Origin of the sequence: Williamsia limnetica (genome assembly GCF_003217475.1) — a bacterium.
Classification (GTDB): domain Bacteria; phylum Actinomycetota; class Actinomycetes; order Mycobacteriales; family Mycobacteriaceae; genus Williamsia; species Williamsia limnetica.
Genome location: NZ_QJSP01000007.1, coordinates 266,951 through 291,418, shown reverse-complemented (window position 1 = coordinate 291,418; position 24,468 = coordinate 266,951). Strand labels below are relative to the sequence as shown.

At 64.0% G+C, this 24,468-nt stretch carries 27 protein-coding genes and 1 pseudogene; 13 read left to right on the top strand and 15 right to left on the bottom strand.

The window, feature by feature from the left end; genetic code table 11:
• Positions 1-3: 3 nt before the first annotated feature.
• Together DFR67_RS13905 and DFR67_RS13900 are read left to right on the top strand one after the other, a co-directional pair.
• Positions 4-210, top strand: coding sequence for a hypothetical protein (locus DFR67_RS13905; protein WP_084836463.1), 207 nt, complete (start codon positions 4-6; stop codon positions 208-210).
• Positions 207-1,010, top strand: coding sequence for an SDR family NAD(P)-dependent oxidoreductase (locus DFR67_RS13900; RefSeq protein ID WP_084836464.1), 804 nt, complete (start codon positions 207-209; stop codon positions 1,008-1,010). Before DFR67_RS13905 ends, DFR67_RS13900 begins: the two co-directional genes overlap by 4 nt.
• A 13-nt stretch (positions 1,011-1,023) precedes the next feature.
• Here DFR67_RS13900 and DFR67_RS13895 read toward each other — a convergent pair whose 3' ends face one another.
• The gene (locus DFR67_RS13895; RefSeq protein ID WP_084836465.1) at positions 1,024-1,626 is read right to left on the bottom strand and encodes a cysteine hydrolase family protein; all 603 of its coding nucleotides are present in this window, start codon (positions 1,624-1,626) and stop codon (positions 1,024-1,026) included.
• A gap of 146 nt (positions 1,627-1,772) precedes the next feature.
• Here DFR67_RS13895 and DFR67_RS13890 point away from each other — a divergent pair, with 146 nt between their 5' ends.
• From DFR67_RS13890 to DFR67_RS13870, 5 genes and pseudogenes are all read left to right on the top strand, one after another.
• Positions 1,773-3,038: a cytochrome P450 gene (locus tag DFR67_RS13890; protein WP_084836466.1), complete on the top strand. Its 1,266-nt coding sequence runs from the start codon at positions 1,773-1,775 to the stop codon at positions 3,036-3,038.
• Positions 3,035-3,859: an enoyl-CoA hydratase/isomerase family protein gene (locus DFR67_RS13885; protein WP_110470080.1), complete on the top strand. Its 825-nt coding sequence runs from the start codon at positions 3,035-3,037 to the stop codon at positions 3,857-3,859. The genes DFR67_RS13890 and DFR67_RS13885 overlap by 4 nt, the downstream gene beginning before the upstream one ends.
• A gap of 2 nt (positions 3,860-3,861) precedes the next feature.
• Positions 3,862-4,302: a Zn-ribbon domain-containing OB-fold protein gene (locus tag DFR67_RS13880; protein WP_110470138.1), complete on the top strand. Its 441-nt coding sequence runs from the start codon at positions 3,862-3,864 to the stop codon at positions 4,300-4,302.
• 66 nt (positions 4,303-4,368) lie between these two features.
• Positions 4,369-5,292 (top strand): SDR family NAD(P)-dependent oxidoreductase, encoded by a 924-nt coding sequence (locus tag DFR67_RS13875; RefSeq protein WP_110470079.1) that lies wholly within the window; start codon positions 4,369-4,371, stop codon positions 5,290-5,292.
• Positions 5,289-6,110, top strand: a pseudogene (locus tag DFR67_RS13870) (enoyl-CoA hydratase/isomerase family protein). Before DFR67_RS13875 ends, DFR67_RS13870 begins: the two are co-directional and overlap by 4 nt.
• Before the next feature lie 71 nt (positions 6,111-6,181).
• Here the strand turns inward: DFR67_RS13870 and DFR67_RS13865 are convergent.
• Genes DFR67_RS13865 through DFR67_RS13845 form a run of 5 tightly spaced genes read right to left on the bottom strand, consistent with a single transcriptional unit; the run spans position 6,182 to position 10,964 of the window.
• Positions 6,182-7,153, bottom strand: a complete 972-nt coding sequence (locus DFR67_RS13865) for an NADPH:quinone oxidoreductase family protein (RefSeq protein ID WP_110470078.1) — start codon at positions 7,151-7,153, stop codon at positions 6,182-6,184.
• A 9-nt stretch (positions 7,154-7,162) separates the two neighbouring features.
• The gene (locus DFR67_RS13860; RefSeq protein ID WP_110470077.1) at positions 7,163-7,774 is read right to left on the bottom strand and encodes a TetR/AcrR family transcriptional regulator; all 612 of its coding nucleotides are present in this window, start codon (positions 7,772-7,774) and stop codon (positions 7,163-7,165) included.
• Between the two features lie 47 nt (positions 7,775-7,821).
• On the bottom strand, positions 7,822-9,141 hold the full coding sequence (locus tag DFR67_RS13855; protein WP_110470076.1) for an acyl-CoA dehydrogenase family protein: 1,320 nt from the start codon (positions 9,139-9,141) through the stop codon (positions 7,822-7,824).
• Between the two features lie 19 nt (positions 9,142-9,160).
• Complete coding sequence (locus DFR67_RS13850) at positions 9,161-9,922, bottom strand: SDR family NAD(P)-dependent oxidoreductase (protein ID WP_084836474.1); 762 nt, start codon at positions 9,920-9,922, stop codon at positions 9,161-9,163.
• 1 nt (position 9,923) lies between these two features.
• Positions 9,924-10,964 carry a phosphotransferase family protein gene (locus DFR67_RS13845; protein ID WP_425451279.1) on the bottom strand — a complete coding sequence of 347 codons (1,041 nt, stop codon included), beginning with the start codon at positions 10,962-10,964 and terminating at the stop codon, positions 9,924-9,926.
• Positions 10,965-11,172: 208 nt separating this feature from the next.
• Here DFR67_RS13845 and DFR67_RS13840 point away from each other — a divergent pair, with 208 nt between their 5' ends.
• Complete coding sequence (locus tag DFR67_RS13840; protein WP_110470074.1) at positions 11,173-11,997, top strand: NAD(P)-dependent oxidoreductase; 825 nt, start codon at positions 11,173-11,175, stop codon at positions 11,995-11,997.
• Positions 11,998-12,015: 18 nt separating this feature from the next.
• Here DFR67_RS13840 and DFR67_RS13835 read toward each other — a convergent pair whose 3' ends face one another.
• The 9 genes from DFR67_RS13835 to DFR67_RS13795 form a co-directional block, all read right to left on the bottom strand.
• Entirely contained in the window at positions 12,016-12,210 is a 195-nt protein-coding gene (locus tag DFR67_RS13835) for a ferredoxin (protein WP_110470073.1), read from the bottom strand.
• Between the two features lie 28 nt (positions 12,211-12,238).
• On the bottom strand, positions 12,239-12,955 hold the full coding sequence (locus DFR67_RS13830) for a tyrosine-protein phosphatase (protein WP_110470072.1): 717 nt from the start codon (positions 12,953-12,955) through the stop codon (positions 12,239-12,241).
• A complete protein-coding gene (locus DFR67_RS13825) occupies positions 12,952-14,499 on the bottom strand; it encodes a class I adenylate-forming enzyme family protein (protein WP_110470071.1) in 1,548 nt (515 codons plus the stop codon). Before DFR67_RS13825 ends, DFR67_RS13830 begins: the two co-directional genes overlap by 4 nt.
• Positions 14,496-15,647, bottom strand: a complete 1,152-nt coding sequence (locus DFR67_RS13820; RefSeq protein ID WP_110470070.1) for an acetyl-CoA acetyltransferase — start codon at positions 15,645-15,647, stop codon at positions 14,496-14,498. The genes DFR67_RS13825 and DFR67_RS13820 overlap by 4 nt, the downstream gene beginning before the upstream one ends.
• On the bottom strand, positions 15,644-16,672 hold the full coding sequence (locus DFR67_RS13815; protein ID WP_110470069.1) for an acyl-CoA dehydrogenase family protein: 1,029 nt from the start codon (positions 16,670-16,672) through the stop codon (positions 15,644-15,646). Before DFR67_RS13815 ends, DFR67_RS13820 begins: the two co-directional genes overlap by 4 nt.
• Positions 16,673-16,688: 16 nt before the next feature.
• Positions 16,689-17,861 (bottom strand): acyl-CoA dehydrogenase family protein, encoded by a 1,173-nt coding sequence (locus DFR67_RS13810; protein ID WP_110470068.1) that lies wholly within the window; start codon positions 17,859-17,861, stop codon positions 16,689-16,691.
• 84 nt (positions 17,862-17,945) lie between these two features.
• Positions 17,946-18,734 (bottom strand): aldolase/citrate lyase family protein, encoded by a 789-nt coding sequence (locus tag DFR67_RS13805; protein WP_110470067.1) that lies wholly within the window; start codon positions 18,732-18,734, stop codon positions 17,946-17,948.
• A complete protein-coding gene (hpaH, locus tag DFR67_RS13800) occupies positions 18,731-19,561 on the bottom strand; it encodes a 2-oxo-hept-4-ene-1,7-dioate hydratase (RefSeq protein WP_110470066.1) in 831 nt (276 codons plus the stop codon). The genes DFR67_RS13805 and hpaH overlap by 4 nt, the downstream gene beginning before the upstream one ends.
• Positions 19,558-20,454 carry an alpha/beta fold hydrolase gene (locus tag DFR67_RS13795; RefSeq protein ID WP_110470065.1) on the bottom strand — a complete coding sequence of 299 codons (897 nt, stop codon included), beginning with the start codon at positions 20,452-20,454 and terminating at the stop codon, positions 19,558-19,560. Before DFR67_RS13795 ends, hpaH begins: the two co-directional genes overlap by 4 nt.
• A 246-nt stretch (positions 20,455-20,700) precedes the next feature.
• Between DFR67_RS13795 and DFR67_RS13790 the strand changes: the two genes are divergently transcribed.
• From DFR67_RS13790 to DFR67_RS13770, 5 genes are read left to right on the top strand one after another with little or no spacing between them, the layout of a single operon-like run.
• A complete protein-coding gene (locus DFR67_RS13790; RefSeq protein WP_245937931.1) occupies positions 20,701-21,015 on the top strand; it encodes a hypothetical protein in 315 nt (104 codons plus the stop codon).
• A 29-nt stretch (positions 21,016-21,044) separates the two neighbouring features.
• Positions 21,045-22,166 (top strand): thiolase family protein, encoded by a 1,122-nt coding sequence (locus tag DFR67_RS13785; protein ID WP_110470064.1) that lies wholly within the window; start codon positions 21,045-21,047, stop codon positions 22,164-22,166.
• On the top strand, positions 22,163-22,624 hold the full coding sequence (locus tag DFR67_RS13780) for a Zn-ribbon domain-containing OB-fold protein (RefSeq protein ID WP_110470063.1): 462 nt from the start codon (positions 22,163-22,165) through the stop codon (positions 22,622-22,624). The genes DFR67_RS13785 and DFR67_RS13780 overlap by 4 nt, the downstream gene beginning before the upstream one ends.
• Entirely contained in the window at positions 22,611-23,909 is a 1,299-nt protein-coding gene (locus DFR67_RS13775; RefSeq protein WP_211325044.1) for an aromatic ring-hydroxylating oxygenase subunit alpha, read from the top strand. The genes DFR67_RS13780 and DFR67_RS13775 overlap by 14 nt, the downstream gene beginning before the upstream one ends.
• Positions 23,906-24,421, top strand: a complete 516-nt coding sequence (locus tag DFR67_RS13770) for an aromatic-ring-hydroxylating dioxygenase subunit beta (RefSeq protein ID WP_110470062.1) — start codon at positions 23,906-23,908, stop codon at positions 24,419-24,421. The genes DFR67_RS13775 and DFR67_RS13770 overlap by 4 nt, the downstream gene beginning before the upstream one ends.
• Positions 24,422-24,468: the final 47 nt, after the last annotated feature.

Sequence of the window (24,468 nt, the reverse complement as noted above, 5' to 3'; positions counted from 1 at the left end):
GACATGGCCCACGGAAAAGACATCGATGCAGCCGACTGGATCGATCAGGACCTGCTCACCCGCGAAGAATCCCGTGATCGTCTCGACGAGGAAATCGAGATCGAGCGGAACAAGCTCAAAGATCTCGAATCTGTTCAAAGCAGTGAGGATTCGCTGACCTTGACGAGGCGCAGACTAGTGGCCATGGAGAACTTGAGGGATTCATTGTGAGCGCACAGGGCCCGCGCCTACAGGGCAAAGTGGCATTGGTTTCCGGTTCCACTCGGGGTATCGGGCGGTCCATCGCTCAGCACTTCGCCGCCGAGGGTGCCAAGGTCGCTGTGACCGGACGAACCGTCGAGCGTGGCAACAAGGTCGTGAAGTTCATCCGCGATGCGGGTGGTGAGGCCGAGTTCTTCCCACTCGACGTCACCTCTGAGGACAGCGTGCGAAGCACGATCGATGCAGTGGTGGCGCGGTTCGGTGGACTGTCGACTCTCGTCAACAACGCGGCTCCGACCGAGGTGGTCGCCACGACGGTGAAGCCGCTGCACGAATACACCACCGCCGAATGGGATTCGATCATGACCGGAACCCTGACCGGAAATGTGTTCTGGGCATCGAAGTACGCCTGGCCACATCTGGTGTCGGCGGAGGGTGCGTCGATCTTGAACATCTCGTCGGGACAAGCGATCGCGGGCTTCAAGGGCTTCGGCGCCTACGGAGCGGCCAAGTCCGCGGTGACGAGCCTGACGCGCTCGCTCGCCGTCGAAGGTGGCCCTGACGGCATCCGGGCGAACTGCATCCTGGTGGGCCGAGTGGTCTCCGGGCGTGGGGATTCCGGGCACCACACCGGCGGGGGTCGCCTCACCCGTATCGGCAACCCGATGGATATTGCATACGCGGCAACCTATCTGGCTTCCGACGAGGCGGCCTTTGCCACAGGTTCGATGGTCACCGTCGACGGAGGGTTCTCCATCAACGGTGATGCGGTGTCCGACGCGGAAGCTGCGGCGTTCGCCACCAACTGAATATCGCGGATCATCACCCCGGCAGCCGGCCGATCACGTCGGCTGCCGGGGTGATTCGCGTCAGCATCGCCAGCATGTTCTTCACCATGTAGTCGTGGCCTTCAGCGGTTGTCCCGGCGGTGCAGTCCTCGGCGAGGACGATGTCGTACCCCCGGTTCACGGCTTCCATCGCCAGTCCGGGAATCGCGACGTTGGTGGAGATGCCGGCCAGGACAAGGGTCTGAACACGCTGTAAACGGAGCATGGCATCGAGATTGGTGCCGTAGAACGCCGTCAGACCGGTTGCGCGCGAGCTGACCAGGTCGGTGGGCTCGGGCCCGAGCTCGGCGGGAATCGCGACGTCCGGGGTCCCCTCGACCATCATCCGGCCACGGATGGCGAGCTTTCCGAGGTAGGAATTGGGCACCATGCCCATCTGATCGGCGCGATGGGAAATGATGCAGTGCACCACGGGTAATGAACGCGCGCGAAAGGCGCGGGCCAGCTCTGCCGTGTGCTCGACCAGCCGGCGGTCCGCGGCCTGCTCGGCGAGCCCGGAGAAGGCACCCGGGGGTGGATCGAGCAGCCCTTGCTGACATTCGCTGATAACAAGGGCGGGTGCGGCGTATTTGGTCATTCTTCCTCCGTGATTGAAGTGACGTGGTAGCCAGTTATGTTCGGATAGCGTGCAATAGAAAAGACTGAACATGCAGTTCAGCACGGTTGCCAAAACGTGACACCAATGCCAGAATAAATCCAGCATATCTATCAGAGGCGGTGCCCATGATCGAAACCGACGAGATCGCGTCGACCCCGTTACATGACCTTTCCTGGTGGCAGCAGTCGCCGGCCGAACGGGACGCGGCCTTCGCAAGCCTGCGCCGTGACCGGCCGCGGATGTTCGTTCCGCTGGGACCGGCCAAGGAAGGCTCGCGACCCAAGGGCTTCTGGGCCTTGACCACCTACGAGGACATCCTTGAAGTGAGCCGGCGTCCCGAGGACTTCTCGTCGGGAATCGGCGGAACGCAGATCTTCGACCAGCCGGCCGAGCTCCAGGAGTATCGCGGTTCCATCATCGACATGGACAACCCTGAGCATGCGCGTCTGCGCAAGATCGTCTCGCGTGGATTCACCGCCCGCAATCTGTCGGGGCTGCGAGACGAGATCGAGGAGACCGTCAGCGAAATCCTCGACGAGATGTCCGAGACGGGGGAGTGCGACTTCGTGGAGGAGTTCGCGTCGTTGTTGCCTCTTCGTATCATCGACAACCTGCTCGGAATCCCGCGTGAGCACGAGAAATTCATCCTGGAGGCGACCAACACCATTCTCGGTGCGTCGGACTCGGAGTACATCGAGGACCAGTCGGCCCGAGGAATCGGCAAGGCGGTCACCGCGGCGAGTGAGGCGCTCATCGCGCTCCTCAATGATCTCGCCGAGGACCGGATCGCCAACCCGCAGGACGATCTGATCACCAAACTGGTCGCCGCTGACGATGAGAACCTTACTCCGCAGGAGATGGCGAAATTCTTCATCTTGCTGGTCGGTGCCGGCAACGAGACCACTCGCAATGTGATTTCGCACGGTCTCCACGTTCTGACCCAGCATCCGGAACAACGTGACCTCTGGCTGTCGGACTACGAGGAGTACGCGACGACGGCCATCGAAGAGATGCTCCGCTGGGCGACACCGGTCATCCACTTCCGCCGGACGGTGACGCGCGATGGCGTGATGCTGGGGGACCTCGAATTGTTCGAGGGCGACAAGGTCGTGATGTGGTACACCTCGGCCAACCGCGACGAGACCATCTTCGATGACCCCGAGAAGTTCGACATCACCCGGGATCCCAACCCTCACGTGGCATTCGGCGGCGCCGGCGCGCACTTCTGCTTGGGTGCACATCTGGCCCGGCTCGAACTCGACGTCGCCTTCCGCATGCTCTTCGAGCGGTATCCGGACATCCGGGCAGTAGGGGAGCCGGTGCGGTTGCGGTCGAACTTCCTCAACGGGATCAAGCACCTTCGCGCCGAGTACACCGTGGCTCCGCGATGACGGATGTGACAGACGTGCGGATCGAAGAGGAAGCCATCCAGAGCGAGCTGGCCGACGGCGTCCTCACGATTAATCTGAACCGTCCGAAGGCGGCCAATGCGATCCGGCCCGACGACCGCAACAGGTTGATCGATCTGTTCACCGACGCGAGCGTCGACCATGAGGTGCGCGTTGTGGTGTTGCGGGCCCGGGGCAGACAGTTCTGTGCCGGAGCCGATGTGGTGAAACTCGCCGACGGTCATGCGAAGAACGTCAAGCGGACCACCGGACCGATGAAGACCATCATGGATGGTGCGCAGCGGCTGGTCGCCTCTGTGCTCGATTGCAGCAAACCGGTGGTCACGGCGGTCCAGGGTGCGGCAGCCGGTATCGGTGCCCATCTCGCGTACGCCTCTGACCTGGTGGTCGCGACCGACAATGCCTACTTCGCGGAGTCCTTCGTCAAACGTGGACTTGTCGTGGACGGTGGCGGCGCCTACCTGCTGCCCCGTCGTATCGGTATGCAGAAGGCCAAAGAGATGGCGTTCTTCGGCGAAAAGCTCTCGGCTACCGAAGCATTCGATCTCGGTCTCGTCAACAAGGTTGTGCCGGCGGAAGACCTCGACGCAACCATCGACGACTACGTCCACCGATTGGCGGGCGCCCCCACCAGCGCGATCGGCTTGACCAAGCGGCTGTTCAACGAATCTCCCGACGTCGACCGCGCCGGATCGTTCGTGACCGAGGCCATGGCCCAGGAGATCCAGTCGTATTCACTGGATGCCCGCGAGGGTGTCCAGGCGTTCGTGCAGAAGCGGCCGGCGAATTTTGTGGGGTGGTGACGATGGCGGGGACAGCTAAGTCGGATGCGACCAGGCCCGCGAAGCCGCGCGCAGACATCCCGACAGTCGAGACCGCGACCAAGTCGTACTGGGACGCAGCGGCTGAGGGCAAACTCCTCATCGCGAAATGTGAGGACTGCGGCAAGGTCCATCATTATCCGCGGCCGTTCTGCCCGTCCTGCTGGAGCGAGAACGTGACCAGCATCGAATCAACCGGTCGCGGAACGCTGTACACGTACTCGACGGTCTACATGAACGATCTGCATCCGTTCAAAGAACGACTGCCCTATGTTGCGGCCATCGTCGAACTCGACGAGGGCCCGCGGTTGATGACCAACATGGAGGACTGCGAACCCGCCGACCTCGAGGTCGGGATGCCGGTGACGGTCGGATTCCGTCCGATCACCGATGACTTCACGGCGACCATATTTCGCCCGGCCTGATCTTTCGACGGGACCGTGTTCAGACGCTCGCATACACATATCTATTCAAGAGGGAGTACCACCACTATGAGCGGATTGCTCGACGGCAAGGTTGCACTGGTCACCGGTTCCGGACACGGCATCGGACGGGGCCACGCACTCGAACTCGCGAAACACGGCGCCACCGTGATCGTCAACGACCTGGGTACCTCCCTCGATGGTCAGGGCACCGGCAAAGTCGCCGACGAGGTCGTCCAGATCATCGAAGATCGTGGTGGCAAGGCGATCTCGGACTTCAGCGATGTCGGTGACGAAGAGTCGGTCGACCTGCTCGTCGAACGCGCGTACTCACAGCTGGGCCGCCTCGACATCGTCGTCAACAACGCCGGAATCGTCCGGGACAAAGCCATCTGGAACATGAGTGTCGACGACTTCGATCTCGTGATGCGCGTGCATGTGCGCGGCAGCTGGTTGACCAGCCGCGCCGTCGCCCGTAAGTGGCGTGACGAATCCAAGGAGACCGGTGGGAAGGTCTACGGCCGCATCATCAACACCACATCCGGTGCCGGCCTGCAGGGCCACTTCGGACAGACCAACTACAGTGCCGCGAAGGCGGCCATCGTTGGTCTGACGCAGACGCTCAGTCTCGAACTGGCGTCGACGGGTGCAACCGTCAATGCCATCAGCCCGGGTGGACGCACTCGCATGTCGGCCACCATGGCCGGCGCCGCGGCACCCATCGAACCCGACGAGCGTTCCGAGGAAGAGTTCGATCCCAAGGATCCGTCTCTGGGGTCGCCGGTCGTCGCGTGGCTTGCGAGCCCGGAAGCCGGGCACGTCAGCGGCCAGGTCATCAAGGCCCTCGGCGAGAACATCCAGTGGCTCAAGGGCTGGACACCGATCAGCGTGGTGTCCAACGGTGGAAAACGTTGGGATGCCAGCAAGCTCGGTGGCATCATGGGTATCGACGTGTTCGGTACGCGCGCCTCGGGTCTACGTATGGGCGGATAGTCGCCGTGTCATCGACACCGCGTCCGCCAGAGGGCGACTGGCTGGGCACCCCGTTCCTGACGCTGGAACGTCGCGGGCCCTTCGCCGTGGTCACCGTGGATCGTCCGGATGCGCGTAATGCGCTGAGTCCGGCGATGTACTTCGGACTGCGGTACGCGATCGCCCATTGTGAGGCGGATCCGGATATCCACGGATTGATCCTGACCGGTACCGGCGACGTCTTCATCCCGGGCGGTGATCTGGGACGGACCGGCGTCGATGACTGGATGGACATCGGCCACCTGGGGATGGACGCCACCCCCTTCGACACCTTGCGCGTCACCTCGCTGCCGGTGGTCGCGGCCGTGAACGGCATCTGCCAGGGTGGCGGGTTCATGATCACGCTCTGCAGCGATCTCTCGGTGGTCAGCGAGCGCGCGACTTTCCGGGTCCCGGAACTCTTCCGCGGCATCAGCGATACGTACTACGCGCAGATTCTCGCGCGGACCATCGGCCCGGTCCGGACCCGCGATCTCATGCTGACCGGACGGGTGCTCACCGCTGCTGAAGCACTGGACTGGGGACTCGTGAACCGGGTCGTGCCGCACGATCAGCTCATGGAACGCGCGACCGAGATGTTGACGGGCATCTGCCGGACCGCGCCGGTCGCGTGACTCGACATCAAGAAGAGCCTGGACGACTATCTTGGGTTGTTCGATCGGATCGCCATGCGGCAGAGCCAAACCGGAGCCGAGGCGATCGAGGGGTTCCACGCCTTCAAGGAACGCCGCTCACCCTCCTGGGTGCCCGAAGAGCTTCGCGTCGAAGGCCGCCTCTAATCCGATGATGTGCCCTTTTGGCGGACCCGACCTGGGGTTACGTTCGCCAAAAGGGCACATCATCGGGTGGGTCAGGGACGGATGATGACCTTGCCGAGCGCTTTGCGGTCGGCTACGTGGCGAAGTGCTGCCGCGGTCTCGGCCAGTGGGTACACCTCGTGCACATACGGCGTCAGTGCACCGGTCGCGAACAGTCGGTGTAGTTCGGCCCGGCCTTGCTTTTTGACTTCGGGATGATGGATGGACATCGTTCCGATGTCCACGCTTGTGATCGTGATCCCCTTGAGTAGGACAAGATTGAGTGGGATCGCCGGTATCTCTCCGGATGCGTAGCCGACGGTGACGAAGGTTCCTCCGCGGCGCAGGGCCCGCAGAGCGGATTCCGACGCTGCGCCGCCCACGGGGTCGACGACAACATGCGCGCCCTCACCGGTGATCTCCTTGATCCGGCGCCGCAGATCCTCGTTCCGATAGTCGACGGCCGCCGTGGCTCCCCGATCGAGGCACAACGCCGTCTTCTCGTGGCCCGAGGCAGCCGCGACCACCCGAGCGCCGAGATGGCGGGCGAGATCGACCGTTGCCAGCCCGACACCACCGGCTGCACCGATGACGACGATCCAGTCACCGAAGCGGATTCCGCCCGCAGTGCTCAGCGCGTGGTAGGCGGTCGTGTACGCGACCCCGAAGCCTGCAGCGGCGTCGAAGTCGACGGCGTCCGGCATTCGCTGCACCTGACCTGCGGGAAGAGTCACACAGTCTGCGAACGCCCCGGTGGGGACGGTGCCGTACACACGGTCGCCAGGGGCGAAGCCGCTGTCGGTGCCGGCGGCTGTCACGACGCCGGCGAACTCGCTTCCTGGCACGTAGGGCAACGGGGTCGAGCGCTGGTACTCATCGGCCAGCACGAGCACGTCGGGAAAGTTGACTGCGGCTGACCGCACGGCCACCAGGACGTCATCCGCCGCCGCCGGTTCGGGGTCGGGAAACTCTCCGACCTCGATCACCTCCGGTGGACCGTACTGCCGGCAGATCGCTGCACGCATATGAGAAACCTATTCTGCTCCAAGCCCTTTCAGGCAGAACGAGATGAAGTAATCGACATCGTCGGCGACCGCGGGCTGGTCCAACGAGAGTTGTCTGCGCATCATTCCCAGCGCCGCCGTGAACACCGTGTCGGTGGCGCGATCAGGTTCGTCGATACCCAATTCGGAGACGGGCCGGTACAGCAGATCGCGTAACGGCTGGGTGACCCGCAGGTCTGCCTGCTCCGAGTTCTGGGTGACGCTGAGTTGCCGGGTGACCGCCCGACTCATGTTCGCGAGCTGGGGATCACCCACCTGTGCGAGCACGCCCCTGATCCACCGGGCGATCTGCGCAGTGGGTTCGGATTCCTTGGACATCTGGTGGTCGAGATACGACGCAACGATTCCGATACCGCGCTCCATCACGGCCAGGATCAAATCGTCCTTGCCCGTGAAGTATCGGTAAAAGGTCTTGTTCGAGGTACCCGCTTCGGCAACGATGTCCGACACCCTCGGGTCGGCGGGAGTGGTCCGTTCCATCACGGCAGCCGCGGCGACCAGGATTCGCTCGACATCGGCAGTCGCCTGGCGCTGCCTCTTGTCCAGCGCCCGGTCGACCGCCGCGGTTGCACGTGAACTCATTTGCGACTCCTGATGATGACTGCGAGCTTCGAGGATATCGCTCGTCGTCACGGACTGTTCGGAGGTCCGGCCGGTACCGTCGGTACGGCGTCGACCAGATCGCCGTACTTGATCTGCGCCGCCTCGATCTTGCGTCCGAGGAACTGCGACGGCCACATGGGGTCGTCGGCCTTGTAACCCTTGAGCAGGCCGCGAGCCAGATTCATCTTGTGGACGTCGGTGGGTCCGTCGGCCAGTCCCAGGGCGATGCCGGTCATCAGCATGTCCACAAGTGGTAGCTGCTCGGTGGCCCCCAGCCCGCCGTGGATCTGGATGGCCCGCAGGGTGATCGACTGGAGCACCTTGGGTGTGAGCACCTTGAGAGCACCGATGTCGGTGCGGGCCGCGTGCTCACCGCGTTCGTCGATCAGCCAGGCAGCGTGCAGCACGGCCAAGCGGAACGGCATGAGCTCGGTGTAGGAGTCGGCGATCGCGGCCTGCACCAGCTGCTTGTCGGCGAGCAACGAGCCTTTGGTCTCACGACTCAGGGCCCGTTCGGCCATCATGTCGATGGCTTTCTGGGCGACACCGATGGACCGCATGGCGTGATGCAATCGGCCGCCGGCCAGCCGGGACTGGGCGACCTCGAACCCGGCGCCCTCGGTGCCGAGCATCGCATCACTGCTGACCCGGACGCTCTCGTAGCGGACCAGTGAATGTCCGGGTTCGTGCCGGTGGGCTCCGAACAGGTGGTGACTGGCCTCGATGACCACACCTTCGGATTCGGCCGGGACCAGGAAGGTGGTGGCGCCTTTGTGGACCGGGACGTCGGGGTTGGTGATCGCGACGACGATGAAGAACGATGCGACCGCCGCGTTCGACGACCAGTATTTGCTGCCGGTGATGATCCAGTCGTCGCCGTCGCGCTCGGCGCGGGTGGTGAACACACCCGGATCGGCCCCGCCTTGGGGTTCGGTCATCGAGAAGCATGAGAAGACCTCACCGGCGAGCAGCGGCGCGAGGTAGCGCTCACGTTGAGCGTCGGTCCCGAACCGGGCCAGGATCTCGGCGTTGCCGGTGTCGGGTGCCTGGGTGCCGAAGATGATGGGTCCCCAGTCGGTCCGACCGAGGATCTCGTTGATGAGTGTCAGTTTGACGGCACCGTAACCCTGTCCACCGAGCTCGGCGCCCAGGTGCGCGGCCCACAATCCTTGATCGCGGACTCGTTGTTTGAGTGGGTCGACGATCTTGCGACGCTCATCGTCGAGTGGCAGATACTCACATCCGGGGAAGAGGACGTCGAGGGGCTCGACTTCCTGCTCGACGAATGTTTTTATCCACTCGAGCTTTTCCTGGAATTCCGGTTCGGTGGAAAAGTCCCATGTCATGGTCAATGCTCCTTCGTGTTCACGGGATGCCGCCGTCGACCCGAAGGGTCGCGCCGCTGGTGTAGCTGGATGCGCCGGACATCAGATAGAGGGCGGCGCCGATGATTTCGGGTGGATCGCCGGCCCGCTGTAGGGCGTGGGCTTTGGTTGCCTCTTTGGTCGCCTCGAGATCCCAGTGTTTGCTGACGTCGGTGTAGAACGGCCCGGACATCAGTGTGTTGACGCGGACGGTGGGTCCCAGGGTCAGTGCCAGGCCCTCGGTGAGTGCGTTGAGCCCGGCTTTGGCCGCGGCGTAGGGAATGATCCAGGGCGCTGGCCGGATGGAACCAGTCGAGCTGACGTTGATGATCGATCCACCGCCGGCCTTCGCCATCCGCTCACCGAAGAGGACCGAAAGGCGGAAAGGTCCTTTGAGATTGAGGTTGACCACCGAGTCGAACATCTTCTCGCTGATGTCGGACACCGAGTCGTAGACCGGGGACATTCCGGCATTGTTGATCAGGACATCCGCGCGACCAAATCGGTCGTAGACGGCGTCGGTCAGTCCGTCGAGTTGATCCCAGCGACCGACGTGAACCCCGAAAGGCATGGCGGTGCGGCCGGTCGCGTCCTCGATTTCCTTGGCCGTGGTCGCGCACGACTCGAAGTCGCGACTGGCGATCACCACATCGGCCCCGCACTGCGCCGCACCGAAAGCCATTTGACGCCCCAGGCCGCGGCTCCCGCCGGTGACGACGACCACCTTGTCGGTCAGATCGAACAGAGTATCGGCATATCCCATGTCACACACTCTCTTTCTGCGTGGTCAGGTCGGCGGCGGTCGCGATCAGGTCGAGGATCAGTGGGCCGAAAGTCTCGATCTTGTCGTCCTTGCGGTCGCCCTTGACCAGTGCCGCGTAGCTCTTCTCGAGGACCACACCGAGTTTCCAGTTGGCCAGCACCAGGTAGTAGTGGATGTCAGCTGTCGACCGCCCGCTGATCTTCTCGTAATGGGCGATCAGTTCTGACCGTTTCGGCATGCCCTCGAGGTCGACGTAGAAGTCGGTCTTCGGGGATTCGCCGTCCCAGCCCAGCAGTGCCCAACCGAGGTCGAGCAGGGGATCACCGATGGTGGTCATCTCCCAGTCGATGATCGCCGCGAGCTTCGCCGGCGCACCGTTCTCGAACATCACGTTGGCAAATTGATAGTCGCCGTGCATGATTCCCGGAGACCAGCTGGCCGGCCGGTTGTTGCGAAGCCAGTCCGCGGCTACGTCGAGCCCGGGGAGTTCACGGAACCGGTAGCTTTCCAAGAACGCGAGCCAGCGGTCTACCTGACGTTCGTGAAAGTTCTCCGGCCGTCCGAATCCCGTCAGACCGCGGGCCTGCCAGTCCACCTTGGACAGCTGGGCTATTCCGCCGACCAGTTCGAACGCCAGCTCGCCGCGGGCTTTGAGGTCGGTGTCGAACGGCGCGGCCCACGACCCTGTCGGGCTCCACCCGTCGATGGCCTCCATCAGATAGAACGGCGATCCCAGTACCTCGCCGGTCGGCTCGCCACCGATGAGTTCGGCGTGAGGAACTTCAGAACCCTTGAGTGCGGCCAGTAGTCGTAACTCACGGCGCAACCCATCGAGCCGGGCATCGTCGGCGCCCGTCGGCGGCATCCGCAGCACACCGGTGAGGCCACTACGTGTGACAGTGAACAGCTCGTTCTGAGATCCGCCGGTCAGGCGTTCGATCTCCGGTGCCTCACCGATGCCGGGTGCCCCGACGTCATCGAGCCACTTGGCCAACGCGGCCTTGTCTTCTGGATTTTCCACAGCTACCTCCGAATCGAGAATGTCGATACCTGGAGAATAGCGTTCTCCATTATGGAGGTCAAGAGGTTCCCAAAATGAGGTTCAGATGTGACCGCCAGTCGTGCTGGATGTTGACTCGCCAGGTCGCACGGCCCTATGGTCGGGGACATCGGTTCGGCGCGTGAATGATTGGATCGCACTCGAACGGATGTGGGTGACTTGGCCCGGTTCTCGGTGGAGAGGATGAGGAATGCCTTCAGTAGTGGGCTTTGTCGGTGCGGGCCAGATGGGTGAGCCCATGGTGATACGCATGCTCGCGGCGGGCCACGAAGTGCATGTGTATGCCCGCAGGGACAAAGTACTGGACAGATTGCGGGCCCGGGGAGCGTATTCGGCACCGTCAGTGGCGGAGCTCGGGCCGTGCGACGTCGTCGTCTGCACGCTGTTCTCAGACCTGCAGCTCGAGGATGTGGCGCTGGGCAACGGAGGTCTCATCGCTGCGATGAAAGTCGGAAGCACGTTGGTCTCGCACACCACGGGTAGCGTCGAGACGATCCGTCGACTCGCCGACGTCGCGGCAGCGGGCGGGGTAAACGTGGTCGACGCGCCCATCAGTGGGACTGCGGATGAGATCCTTGCCGGTACGTTGACTGTGTTGCTCGGCGGAGACCCCGAGCCGATCAACCGCGCAGTGCCAATCCTGGAAAGCTATGCACAACAAATTGTTCGGACCGGAGAGCTCGGATCTGCGTTGAAGGTGAAACTGATCAACAACCTGCTGTTCGCCGCCAACCTCCAACTGGTTGCGGACGCTGTGAGGCTCGGCCGGGAACTCGGCATCGAAGTTGACGGTCTGTTGGATGCGGTGCAGCACTGCAGCGGTGCCAGCTCGGCATCCAAGCGAGTCGTCGAAGTCGGCGGACTGGCGAACTTTGTGGACCGGGCGCGCCCGTTTCTCAGCAAGGACATCACGGTATGCCTCGATGCGGTGCGAGATCTCGGTGCACAGCAAGGAGTCCTCGGCGCCGTCGCGGTCGATGGACCGCTGGAATTGCGCGCAGATCCGTCGCGGTGAACCGTCCACGACGAGCTGTCAGTCTTCGACGACCTTGATCGCGCTCATCGGGCAGCGACTTGCGCCGTTGCGTGCTGCGGCCTCCATACCCTGGGGGACAGGAAAATCCGCGTTGGCGGCGTAACCCTCATCGTCGAGTTGGTACAGATCGGGCTCGTGTAGGGCGCACATCCCGTGCGCCTCGCATTCGTCGAGGGCGATGTGGATCCGCATGGTGATCTCCTAAAAGTCTTGTGGCATTTCAGGGCGTGTCGCCGAGGGTGAGTCGGCGTCGCCAGTGGTTTATCTCAGTCTCCGCGGCGCCGGCGTCGGCGAACCATCCGTCCACGCCGCCAGGCCATCCGGTGAGATGACCGATCACGTCGTCGATGGCCTCCGGTGACGTGGTCAGCCAACTGCGTGGCAAGGTGATCGTCGGTGCTGACTTGGGACCCTTGGCTTTCCACCGATCACGAAGAAGCGCCATGTTGGCCGTGGTGGCCAGGTAGTCATCTCGGACTGCCCAGGGTTCGACGCCCGCGACCAGCAGCAGTGCGGCAACGACGAGGCCGGTGCGGTCTTTGCCCGCCGTGCAGTGCACGAGGACCGGTCCGTCGCCGTGGGCAACGATCGCCAGGATTCGAGCGGCTCGATCAGCCTTGGTCTCGAGCGTGGTGAGGTAGAGAGCGCGCAGGTCGGGAGGTAGGACGTCGCCGGGCGCGGCCGCATCGTTGAGAGGAAGGGGGTGCACGACGGTGCCGCTGTCCCAGTCGAACCCGGTGCGATGCCGCTCTTTGACCGATCGCAGATCGACGACGGTGGCGGGTGGCCACGCACCGACGTGCGCCGGAACGGAGTCGCCGACATGGGGTGCGTCGCTGCGATACAGCACGCCGGAGACGGTGTGCCCGCCTGTGATCAAGGGCAGACCCCCGACATCTCGCAAGTTCACCAATTGATCGATCGTCGGCGCGCTCACGAGCGTGCCGGGGGTGGATCGGCGACAGCGAGTTCCCTCAACCGGGCCCGATCGGTCTTGGCCATCGCGGTCTGGGGGATGGCATCAACCACGATGACGTGATCGGGAGCCTTGTAGTCGGCCAGCATGGTCGTGGTCCATGCCCGCAGTTCGGCCAGTGTCGGTGGGTGGGCGGGATCGGCCGGTACGACGAACGCGACCCCGATCTCACCGATGACTGGGGCGCTGTGACCGATCACAGCGGCATCGCGGACGGCGGTATGACGGGCGATGACCTGTTCGACCTCGACGGGATGGACGTTGAAACCTCCGCGGATGTACATGTCGCCGAAGCGGCCGGCCAACACGAGATTGCCTTGCGGCGTGAACTTTCCGAGGTCGCCGGTCACGAAGAAACCTTCGGAATCGAACGCACCGGACGTCAGCTCGGGATCGCGCCAATATCCCCGCATCACGCATCCGCCCTTGATCCGGACGCGACCGACCTCACCGGACGGCAGTGTGGTGCCGTCGCTGCCGGTGACATGCACCGTCATCCCGTACTGAGGTCGGCCGACGGTCCGGAACTGGACCTCGGGAGAGTCCTCCGGGTCGGTCCCGCAGACGGTGGGCGATTCGGTCATGGCGTAACGGACGACCAGAGGCACCCCGATCAATTCGGCGGTGCGCTGGACCAGGTCGGGGGAGGCCGGTGCCGTGGCGACGACACCGACACGGAGGTCCGGGAAGGACGTGCGATCGAGACCGGGTTGTTCCAGCAGCTTGGCCCACTGGGTCGGTACACCGCCGCCGACCGTGACCCGTTCATCGGTCAGGGTGCGCGCCATGCCGGCTGCCGTCCATGGCGTCGGCGGGATGACAATGGCGGTGCCCCAGAGTAATTGGTCCCACAACTTGGACATGTATCCGGCATGGGAGAACGGAGTGGATGTCATCCGGCGGTCGTACGGGGCACTCATGATCCCGGCGGCCTGGGCGGAGGCGGCGAGGTTGGCGGCGTCGAACCAGGCGCCCTTGGGCAGACCGGTGGTGCCGCTACTGAAGATGATGGCCACCGGATCGTCGCGACCGATATCGACGGCCGGCAGATCGCCACCCTGATCGGAATACCACGTTCGGAGTTCTTCGAGGCTCACGCTCGCTCTGGTGGACTCCAATTCGGGCGGCGGCTGCGATCCGTACACCACGAGCGCCGGCGCGGACACCGCCAAGATAGATCGGGTCTCGGTCGGACCCAGTCGACCGTTCACACCCGAGGTGATGGCTCCGACCATCGCGGCCGCGGCGTAGCAGGTGGCGTAATCGATTCCGGAGGGGAGCAGCAGCGTGACGACGTCACCCTTGCCGACCCCGGCATCGACGAAGTGCCGGGCTACGGCCTTCGACTGAGATATCCACTGTGCAAACGTGGTTCGTGATCCTGGCTGGACGTAAGCGTCACGGTCTCCGTGCACCCTGGCGGCGGCGTCGAGCAGTTCGCGGGTGTTGGCAAAGGTGTCCTCTAGTGACGGACGGGTCGTTGTCGAGCGGGTCTGGGTGGTCACGGCTCTTCCGAGCCGAGCAATACGGTGCCGCTCGAGCAGAACCAGCCACCGGTTCCGCTGACGCAGGCGATCTTCGCGTCCGGAACCTGTCGGGCACCGCTCTCGCCCCGCAGCTGTCGGGCCGCTTCGACGAGGAGGAAGAGGCCACGCTGTCCCGGATGGCAGGCCGACAGACCGCCGCCGTCGGTGTTGGTCGGCAACTCGCCCCCGAGGCGCAGACTCTGTTTGGCCGCAAAGGCACCGCCTTCGCCCCTTTCGCAGAATCCGAGGTCTTCGATGGTCAGCAGGAGCATGTAGGTGAAAGCGTCGTAGATCTCGGCGACATCGACGTCGGACGGCTTGAGGCCGGCCCGTTCGAAGGCGAGGGGACCGGTCACCGTGGCGGGACCCACGGTCATGTCGTCCCATTGGCTGGTCAGCATGTGCGAGGTGGCATCGGCCGATCCCAAGACCCAGACCGGTGGCGACTTGAGGTCGGGTACCCGGTCTTCGGCGACCAGGATGACTGCGGCCCCACCGTCGGAGCGGATGCAGCAGTGCAGCTTCGTGAACGGATCGGCGATCATCGGTCCGGACAGCACGTCGTCGATGGTGATCGGATCCCGGTACATCGCTTCCGGGTTCTCGGCGGCGTTGAATCGCGCCGACACCGCGACCTCGGCGAGTTGCTCGATCGTTGTCCCGTACTGGTGCATGTGCCGGCGGGCGGCCATGGCGTACTTGGAGATCAGGGTGTGCCCATAGGGTGCATCCCACTGCAAGGGACCGCGCGCGCCCCAGTTGATGTTCGCGCCTCGCAGTCCCTTCTTGATGTCGGCACGTGCGGTGGATCCGTAGGTCAGCAAGACGACGTCGGCGTGCCCGGCGGCGATCGCGTCGGTGGCGTGGGAGACCATGACCTCCCATGACGCCCCACCAACCGAGGTGGAGTCGATCCACCGTGGCTTGATGCCGAGGTATTCGCCGACATCGGTGGGGGGCAACGTGCCCTGACTGGTCGACGCGAGCCCGTCGATGTCGGCAGGAGTCAGACCGGTGTCCGCGAGCGCTCGCCGACTGGCCTGGGCCATGAGTTCGTAGGCATTCTTGTTGTCCACCTTGCCCACATCGGACAATGCGACACCGGCGATGGCAACTTTGCGATTCATTGTGCAGCCTCCAGATCGAGCAGATCGGCGAGTACTTCGGACGCGCCGGCGAACAGCTGCTTGTAGACGATGGCCCGCTTCAGGTAGAGATGGGCGTTGTGCTCGTAGGTGTAGCCCATGCCACCGTGCACCTGGATGCTGCCGCTGCCGTTGCTGATCGCCGCCTGACCTGCGACGGTCTTGGCCGCCAGGATCTGGAACTCGGTGTCGGGGCGGTCGGCCTTGAGGGCGGCGGCGGCGAACAACGTTTGTGCCGAGGCGGATTCGGCGCGAACAGTCATGTCCACGACGGCGTGTTTGATGGCCTGGTGGACCCCGATCGGACGTCCGAACTGTTCGCGGGTTTTTGCGTGTTCGGTGCAGATCTCGGTGATCGCTTCGGCCAAGCCGGCGAGGTACGCCGAGGCGAGGATCTGACCGCGGCCCCAGATCCACTCGGTCTTCGCCGGAAGCCAGGCGGTGACGCGGCCCGAGGTGACCGTGGCCCCGCCCAATCGCGTTCCGGGATCTACCGATTCGGCTGAGGTGATCTCCCCGAACTCGCTGAGTTCGATGAGCGCGGCACCTTCGCGGGAGACGAGCAGGGCGTGGCTGCACCCTGCGCAGTCCAGGAGGTCAAATGACCCCTTGAAGCCGTCGGCCCCGATCTCTCCGTCTCCGCGCAGTTCGGCGAGACCGATCATCGCGGTTCCGGCGCCGATCCGGCGGACGAGTTCGTCCTCTCCGGTGGCGGCGGCGACCCGGGCGCCCAGGGTGGAAGCGAGGAAAGGACCGACCGCGAGGTGTTTGGCCAGCTCCATGAACAGCATGACCTCGTCGTCGATCGACTGGCCGGACCCGCCGAACTCTTCGCCGAGACCGAGTGTCAGCAAACCCAGTTCCGCGCCGTCGCGCCAGACTTCGGGATCGACCAGCGTCGTATCGTCCCGGTGCTTGCGGATCTCGTCGATGGGCGGCCGAGAGCTGATGAAGTCTCCGGCGGCAGCGACCAATTCGAGTTGATCGTCAGAGGGGAGCAGATTCATGGTGTGCTTCTTTCCTTCAGCGTGGGAGTCCGAGGACCCGGTCGCCGACGATGTTTCGCTGGATCTCGGAGGTGCCGCCGCCGATGGACTGGGAGAACGCGTAGAGGTAGTTGCCGACCCAACCGTTCTTGTCCCATCGGGAGGTGCTGCGCAGGGCGTCCGACCCGATGATGTCCATCGCCAGTTCCGCCACCTGTTTGGCCAAGTCGGCGTAGAACAGTTTGAGCATCGACCCCTTGGGGCCCGGGGTGTCCGTCTGCATGCTGCGACAGATTCCGACGTACGTCATGGCTCGCAGCGAGGTCACGGCCGCGCGGGCACGTGCCAGTCGCCGGGCGATCTCGTCGTCGGCGATGGCGGGACGGCGGCCGTCCGGTCCGACGTGGTCACGGGAGAACTCGATGAGGTCCTCGACGACCTTGGCGAGACGGACCTGGTTGGCCGTGAATGCGGTGCCACGCTCGAACGAGAGCGTCGACATCGCGACACTCCAGCCGTCATTGATCTCACCCACGATGTTCGACAACGGGATTCGAACGTCGTCGTAGAACACCTCGCAGAACTCGGCGCCACCCTCGATGGTCTCGATCGGACGGATCTCGATGCCGGGCGTTGCCATGTCGCAGATGATCCAGGTGATCCCCTGGTGTTTGGATCCGGTGTTGTCGGTGCGTACCAGCAGCTCTTGGTAGTCGGCGATCGTCGCGAAGCTGGTCCAGATCTTCTGGCCGTTGACCACGAGATGATCGCCGTCGATGACGGCCTTGGCGCGCAGTGAGGCGAGGTCGGAACCTGCTTCGGGCTCCGAGAACCCCTGGCACCAGATCACTTCTCCGCGCAGGATCTTTCGGAGGTGGAAGTCTTTCATGGTTTCGTCGGCTCTGGTGATCAGAGTGGGGCCGGCGTGCGAGAGCCCGACGAAGTTGGCGTCGATTCCTGGAAATCCCTGCGCCGCATACTCTTCGTACCAGATGAGCTGCTGCAGCAGGGTCAGGCCGCCGCCACCGTATTCTTTCGGCCAGGCAATGCCAGCCCAGCCGCCGTTCCACTGGGTGCGCTGCCACGCGGTGTCGTACTCACGGATGCCGTCGGCCTCGCGGGGGCGGGGCTCGGTGGGCTTGTTCTCCCGGAGCCACGTGCGCACCTCATCTCGGAACTCCAACTGTTCGGTGCTGAAGTCCAAATCCATGTGGGGGCCTTCCGTCGTCGTGCGTCGCGGTCTTCACTTCTATAGTGACACTATTGTCAGATCTAAATCACTCGGAGTCAAGTGTCAGATTTTGTCCGGTCCCGGGATGAAGCGCGCGGTCAGTGCCTCGCTGCCGCGGGCCAGCACCGTGACGTCGGCGCCGACCAAGACGAACGAAGCGCCCGCGGCCATGTATCGCTGAGCGAGTTCCGGGTTGAACGCGTTGACGCCTGCCGCCTTTCCGGTGGCTTTGATCTGCGACAACGCTTTCTCGATCAGTGCCACCATCTCGGGATGTTCAGGCTTGCCCAGGTATCCCAACGACGCTGCCAGATCAGCCGGGCCGATGAAGACGGCGTCGACGCCGTCGACTGCGGCGATCTCATCGAGGCGCTCGAGAGCAGCCGCGGATTCGACCTGGACGGTGAGTGACACGGAGTCATCTGCTGTGGCCAGATAGTCAGAAATGCGATTCCAGCGTGAGGCTCGGGCGAGGGCGCTACCGACTCCACGAATGCCCTCTGGTGGGTAACGCGTGGCCGCGACCAGCGCCCGGGCCTCGTCAGCGGATTCGACCATCGGAACGATCAGATTCGTCGCACCGATGTCGAGGAGCTGTTTGATGGCGATCGGGTCCCCGGACGCCGGACGCACCAACACCTGGACCGGGTAGGCCGCGAGGGCCTGGAGCTGCGCCAGAGTCGACCTGATGTCGTTGGGGACGTGCTCGAGATCGAGCATCAGCCAGTCGAGACCGGCGCCGGCGCAGATCTCGGCGCTGTAGGCGTTGCCGGACGCGATCCACATCCCGATCTGGGCGCGGTCTCCGTGGATCTGCCGATTCCAGGTGTTGGATTGCGCAGCGTTCGTCATTCGGAACTCTCCTTGGCGAAATGTATCGACACGGTCCCCATCGGTCCGTAGTCGGCGACGAAGGTGTCACCGGGCTCGGCGAAGACCGGTGCGGTGAAGGAGCCGGCCAGGATCACCTCGCCCGCGTTCAACGAAACCCCATGAGGTGCAAGTCGGTTGGCGAGCCACGCCACACCGTTGGCCGGGTGGCCCAATACCGACGCAGCAACACCGGAATCTTCGATCGAGCCGTTCTTGAGCAGCAGTGCGGCAACCCATCGCAGGTCGACGTCCATCGGCTTCATCACCCGCCCGCCGAGCACGATGCCGGCGTCGGCTGCGTTGTCGCTGATGGTGTCGACGATGGTGCGCAGGTGCCCGGTGTCCGGATCAGCCATCTGCACGCGCGCGTCGAGGATCTCGAGTGCCGGCGTCACGTACTCCGCCGCCCGCAGCACGTCGTACAGGGTCACGCCGGGTCCGGTCAGCGGCTCGCCGAGGATGAAGGCGAGTTCGACCTCGATGCGGGGCCGGATGAAGCGGCCGGCCGGCACGATTCCGCCGTCGTCGAAGAACATGTCGTCGAGCAGCGCGCCGTAGTCGGGTTCGGTGATGGAGACGGCGCGTTGCATCACCTTGGACGTGAGACCGATCTTCCGGCCGCGAACCACGGCGCCGCCGGCGACCTTCAGGCGGATCAGTTCCCGCTGGACCGCATACGAGTCCTCGACGGTCATCTCGGGATACTGCAGCGAGATCTGCCGGATCGGGACCCGCGTCTGTTCGGCCTCGTGCAGGCGGCGCGCCAGCTCGGCGATCTCCGTATCGGGCAGGGTCGTGTTCGTCATCGCCGCAAGAACTCCAGCGCAGCCGGGTTGAAGGCCGCGGGATCCTCGAAGTGCGGCCAGTGCCGGACCTCGGCCATCTGGAACACCTCGGCATTCGGGATCAAGCTGGCGACGATGTGCGCGGTGCTCTGATACTCGCCGTCGTCCTTGCCTGATGCCACCACCATGGTCGGGGCGGCGATGGTCGCCCACTTCTCCTCGGGAATGAGGTTGCGATCACGGGCTTCGGCCTCCTGCAGGATCAGCAGATGGTCGATCGTGGTGCGGGTGTCGTCGCGGCGGTAGATCGCCTGCCGGAGTGCGATGAGATCAGGCAGCCGGTTTGATTCATCCGCGATGAGGTGTGCGAACACCTTGTGGAGGGACTCCCAGCTGGGGTTGTTGACCGCTTCGGTGCGCTCGGCGCGGATGCGGGCCATGTTCGATGCGGTGGCGATCAGGCCGGCGGGCGACATCAGGATCACCTTGTCGACCCGTTCCGGGTGCTCCACCGCGATGGCAGCCGAGACCCAGGCGCCCAGGGACATGCCGATGAAGTGCGCCTTCTCCATTCCGAAGTGCTCCATCACGCCGAGGATCTGTTTGACGTAGACCGCGATCTCGTAGTCGTAGTCGGGCTTGTCGGAGAAACCGTTGCCGACCATGTCGATCGCGACGCAGTGGTAGTCCTTCGAGAGTGGACCGAGGTTCGGCGCGAAGGTCTCCCAATGTCCGCCGGTCCCGTGCAGCAGGATGGCGTGCGGTTTGTCGGGAGATCCAGCCTCGGCGAACCGTGTCCGCACCCCGCCGATGTCCACGAAGCCCTGCCGGAACTCCAATTCCCGCAGATGGCTCCAGATGCTGCGGTACTCGTCGGTGTCGGCCGCGGGGGCGGAAATCACTGTCTCAGTCATGGTCGGGGCCTCCGTTGTAGTACGTAATTCTCCACTGTGTGCACTTTCAGTCTTAGCACTCTTAGCGCCTTGAACTGGGTAGGTACCAGAAATTGAGTCTTGAATGCTCGGAATCGAGGGATTGTTTCTGACACCCGTATACGATATGACTATGAGGCGGGATCACCGCAAGAGCAAGTGCCTTGGACTAGTTGGTCACAACTTTTCCGAAAGTCACCAGAACAAGGTTGGGCGAACGGGTCGTCGATGACTATCACCGAACATGAAGATGCTGACGCCGGACACGGCGACGCCGATGCGCGCCGGGTGCGCCGTCGAGAACTGGCATCCCTGATCAACGAGTTCGCGGCGGTACGCGTGTCGCTGGACTCGACCGGTAACGGGGACAGGCTGCTCGTCGAAGACCTCGAGAGTGATGACTACATCTTCCTGTCACCGCTCGAACTCGTCAGCCTGTGTCTGGCGACGCCCGACGACAGGGAGGACTGGCTGCGCGTCGGGAACTACCGGGACGAGCGCCGTGACCGCTCTCTGGGACCCGTGCGCGGGAGGACACCGTGACGGCGACCGCAGGGATCGTTGGCTTGGGTATGACGCCGATGTCCCTCAAGCCGGGGGACAGCCCCCTCGAACTCGCCTGTAGCGCGAGCCGAGATGCAGTGGCCGACGCCGGGATCGAGCTGTCAGACGTGGACGGACTGCTGGTCGGTTCGTCACAGGGGATCCGGCCGGACCGGCTCGGCGTCGGGTTCGCATCGTCGGGTGGATTCTCTGATCTGCGACTGCTCGAGCACGTGGAGATCAAGGGCGCCACCACCATTGCGATGATCCAGCGGGCTCAGCACGCGGTGGAGACCGGGGCCGCACGCGTGGTCATGTGCGTCTTTGCCGACGCGCCCCTCGTTGCCGGGAAGGCTGCGGGCTCCACCTATGCGCAGAGCGGCGGCCAATCCGGATCACGTGGCCTGGAGCGCGCCAGTGGCGTGCTCGGCTCAGTACCCACCTACGCCCTGCTCACTCAGCGATGGATGCATGTCAGTGATGGTTTGCCCGAGGATCTCTGCGCGGTGGCCACGACGACGCGCACCTGGGCGCTCGACAATCCCGATGCGGTGATCCGCACACCGCTGGACATCCAGGGCTACCTGGACAGCCCGATGATCTCCGATCCGCTGCGACGGCTCGACTGCGCACGGCCCGTCAATGGCGCCGTAGCGGTCATCGTCAGTGCCGACCCGGCAGTGGGAAACCCGGTGCGCGTGGACATCCGCGGTACCGGCCGGGATCATCCGGTCCGTCACCGGCGCACCGGAGCAGAGTCCTGGTTCGGCGGGGGCAGGCGATGCGTGGACGACGCGCTGGCCAAGGCCGGGATGACTCGCGACAACTTGGACACGGTCCAACTCTATGACCCCTTCTCGGTGGTAACGCTGATCCTCCTCGAAGAATACGGACTCACCGGGGGAGCGCCGGCCGGAAAGTTTGTGCGCGAAGGCAACACTGCTGCGGGCGGCACTCTGCCCACCAACACCGGCGGCGGTCAGCTGTCCGGGTTCTACTTGCAGGGGATGACCCCGTTGGCCGAGGCGCTCGTGCAGTTGCGCGGCACCGGCGGCGGTCGGCAGGTACCGGGCGCCTCGACGGCGTTGGTCGGCGGCATCGGGGGTCGGATCGATCACCATGCCGCCCTGATCCTGGAGCGTGCGGCATGAGTGTCGCGACCGATTGGCTGCTCAGCGATTCTCTCGCACCAATGGTGACGGGTGACCCGCTCGAACAGCTGTACGTCGGCGCCGCCCGGGGAGCGCTGGTGCTCCCGTTCTGCGCGGTGTGCTCTCTTGCACTGGACCTCGAGCAGCACGTCTGCGATGGCTGCGGGTCTCACCGGATCGATTGGCTCGAAACAGCTCCGACCGGAGTTGTTCATTCGTCGACCCTGATGCACCGCCTCGAACCGGGACTGGTCACCGCGTCCGGTCCGTACCCGATCGTCGATATCGAACTCGCCGGCGGCCACCGGTTGATCATGACCACGGTCGAGTCGGTGACCCGGGCGCCGCGGATCGGCGATGTCGTCGACATCGGTTTCAGAAATCTCGCCGGAGTAGCGATCCCGGCCGTACAGCCCATCAATTCCCCTGATACGGAGGCCATCAATGACAACCACTGAGTCGAACCCCGGCACCGCCAATGACTTCGACGTGTCGAAGATCGTGCAGGAAGACCGCGTGCATGGTTCGGTTTACACGTCACCGGAGATCTTCCAGCGCGAGATGGACACCATTTTCCGCTCCGGTTGGGTCTACGTCGCGCATGACAGCGAGGTTGCCGAACCCGGCGACTACCTGACCCGTCGGATCGGCAGCGAACCGGTCGTCGTGTCCCATGGCAAGGACGGTGAGATCAGGGTTCTGCTCAACCGGTGCTCGCACCGCGCGAACAAGCTGTGCAACGCCGAGAAGGGCAATGCCAGCTCGTTCCGGTGCCCGTACCACGGGTGGACGTTCAGCAACACCGGTTCGCTGACCGCTGTTCCGATGAAGGAGGGCTACGGCGAGGCTTTCCGCGCTGTGAGGTCCGAGCTCGGGATGGCCGAGGCGCCTCGGGTCGACAGCTACGGCGGCTTCATCTTCGCTTCTCTGGCCGCCGACGGCCCTTCGCTCACCGAACATCTCGGCGGTTCGATCGCGGCCTTCGACCGCCTGCTGAACCTGTCGCCGACCGGGACGATCGATCTGCGTGCCAACTGGATGAAGCACCTGCATCACGCCAATTGGAAGATGGTGGTGGAGAACAACGTCGATGGCTATCACGCGCTGTTCACCCATGCGTCGGTCTACGACGCGATCCGCCCGGCCAAGGTGTCGCACATCCCGTCGAAGACCGACGTGGTGGTTCGGGACCTCGGCGACGGTCACTCCGAGATCGACTACTCTGCCGAATATCGCAAGCTGGACGAGGAGTTCATCTGGTACGGCCGGATGCCCCGCACCAAGCTACCCAAATATGTTGCGGCGCTGGAGAAGAAGTACGGCGAAGAAAAGGCACACGATTCGATGGTCGTCGGTCCGCCGCACACATTGATCTGGCCCAATCTGTTCCTGGCCGAGATGAACGTGATGTTCGTCGAACCCATCGGTCCCGACGAGACGATCGCGTACACCACGGCGGCCCTGATCCCGGGACAAGACGATCTGAACGTGCGCACCCTGCGTCGCTCCGAGGGCGCCATGGGGCCAGCCGGATTTCTCATCGCCGACGACGGTGAGATCGGCATGCGTAACCAGGCAGGTCTGGCAGCCCGGGATCCGGAATGGCTGCGGCTGTCCCGTGGACTCGAGACCGACATCACCGACGAGACCGGAATCGTGAACAGCGACAAAAGCGCCGAGACGCCCCAGCGGGGCTTCTATCGCCAGTGGGCCGGCGTCGTGGGACAGGAGATCAGCAAATGAGCACCCTCGATGACACCGACGTCTTCTCGTCGGCTCTGCAGCCGCTGCCGGCGCCGTCGCCGGAAGTGGCAGGCTTCTTGTATCTCGAGGCCCGGCTGGCCGACGAGGCGCGGTACTCCGAGTGGGAGTTGCTGTGGGACGACGACGCGCTGTATTGGGTGCCCATGCATCCCGACGACGATCCCGCGACCAACCTGTCGTACATCTATGACAACCGCCGACGCATCAAAAGTCGTGTTGCACAGCTCAACACCGGGAACCGGCATTCGCAGACCCCGCCGTCGGTGATGCGACGCCAGTTGACCAACATGGAGGTTCTCGACTCCACCGACGACACAGTCACGGTCGGCTCGAACTTCGCCCTCTTCGAATACCGACACACCCAACGGGTCTGGGCCGGCCGGGTGATCCACAAGGTCCGCCGCCATGCCGGCGGATTCAAGCTGGCGAGCAAAACCGTCCACATGATCAGCGCCGGTGGACCGGTCGACACTCTCGCATTCCTGATCTGAACCACCATCCCATCCCGCGAAGGACACCCCTTCGCGCCGAAGTACCT

Excerpts from the sequence above, each read along its gene's own strand:
- DFR67_RS13905 (WP_084836463.1), top strand. The coding sequence starts at position 4 with ATGGCCCACGGAAAAGACATCGATGCAGCCGACTGGATCGATCAGGAC.
- DFR67_RS13895 (WP_084836465.1), bottom strand. The coding sequence starts at position 1,626 with ATGACCAAATACGCCGCACCCGCCCTTGTTATCAGCGAATGTCAGCAA.
- DFR67_RS13890 (WP_084836466.1), top strand. The coding sequence starts at position 1,773 with ATGATCGAAACCGACGAGATCGCGTCGACCCCGTTACATGACCTTTCC.
- DFR67_RS13885 (WP_110470080.1), top strand. The coding sequence starts at position 3,035 with ATGACGGATGTGACAGACGTGCGGATCGAAGAGGAAGCCATCCAGAGC.
- DFR67_RS13880 (WP_110470138.1), top strand. The coding sequence starts at position 3,862 with ATGGCGGGGACAGCTAAGTCGGATGCGACCAGGCCCGCGAAGCCGCGC.
- DFR67_RS13875 (WP_110470079.1), top strand. The coding sequence starts at position 4,369 with ATGAGCGGATTGCTCGACGGCAAGGTTGCACTGGTCACCGGTTCCGGA.
- DFR67_RS13865 (WP_110470078.1), bottom strand. The coding sequence starts at position 7,153 with ATGCGTGCAGCGATCTGCCGGCAGTACGGTCCACCGGAGGTGATCGAG.
- DFR67_RS13860 (WP_110470077.1), bottom strand. The coding sequence starts at position 7,774 with ATGAGTTCACGTGCAACCGCGGCGGTCGACCGGGCGCTGGACAAGAGG.
- DFR67_RS13855 (WP_110470076.1), bottom strand. The coding sequence starts at position 9,141 with ATGACATGGGACTTTTCCACCGAACCGGAATTCCAGGAAAAGCTCGAG.
- DFR67_RS13850 (WP_084836474.1), bottom strand. The coding sequence starts at position 9,922 with ATGGGATATGCCGATACTCTGTTCGATCTGACCGACAAGGTGGTCGTC.
- DFR67_RS13840 (WP_110470074.1), top strand. The coding sequence starts at position 11,173 with ATGCCTTCAGTAGTGGGCTTTGTCGGTGCGGGCCAGATGGGTGAGCCC.
- DFR67_RS13835 (WP_110470073.1), bottom strand. The coding sequence starts at position 12,210 with ATGCGGATCCACATCGCCCTCGACGAATGCGAGGCGCACGGGATGTGC.
- DFR67_RS13820 (WP_110470070.1), bottom strand. The coding sequence starts at position 15,647 with ATGAATCGCAAAGTTGCCATCGCCGGTGTCGCATTGTCCGATGTGGGC.
- DFR67_RS13815 (WP_110470069.1), bottom strand. The coding sequence starts at position 16,672 with ATGAATCTGCTCCCCTCTGACGATCAACTCGAATTGGTCGCTGCCGCC.
- DFR67_RS13810 (WP_110470068.1), bottom strand. The coding sequence starts at position 17,861 with ATGGATTTGGACTTCAGCACCGAACAGTTGGAGTTCCGAGATGAGGTG.
- DFR67_RS13805 (WP_110470067.1), bottom strand. The coding sequence starts at position 18,734 with ATGACGAACGCTGCGCAATCCAACACCTGGAATCGGCAGATCCACGGA.
- hpaH (WP_110470066.1), bottom strand. The coding sequence starts at position 19,561 with ATGACGAACACGACCCTGCCCGATACGGAGATCGCCGAGCTGGCGCGC.
- DFR67_RS13795 (WP_110470065.1), bottom strand. The coding sequence starts at position 20,454 with ATGACTGAGACAGTGATTTCCGCCCCCGCGGCCGACACCGACGAGTAC.
- DFR67_RS13790 (WP_245937931.1), top strand. The coding sequence starts at position 20,701 with ATGACTATCACCGAACATGAAGATGCTGACGCCGGACACGGCGACGCC.
- DFR67_RS13785 (WP_110470064.1), top strand. The coding sequence starts at position 21,045 with ATGACGCCGATGTCCCTCAAGCCGGGGGACAGCCCCCTCGAACTCGCC.
- DFR67_RS13780 (WP_110470063.1), top strand. The coding sequence starts at position 22,163 with ATGAGTGTCGCGACCGATTGGCTGCTCAGCGATTCTCTCGCACCAATG.
- DFR67_RS13775 (WP_211325044.1), top strand. The coding sequence starts at position 22,611 with ATGACAACCACTGAGTCGAACCCCGGCACCGCCAATGACTTCGACGTG.
- DFR67_RS13770 (WP_110470062.1), top strand. The coding sequence starts at position 23,906 with ATGAGCACCCTCGATGACACCGACGTCTTCTCGTCGGCTCTGCAGCCG.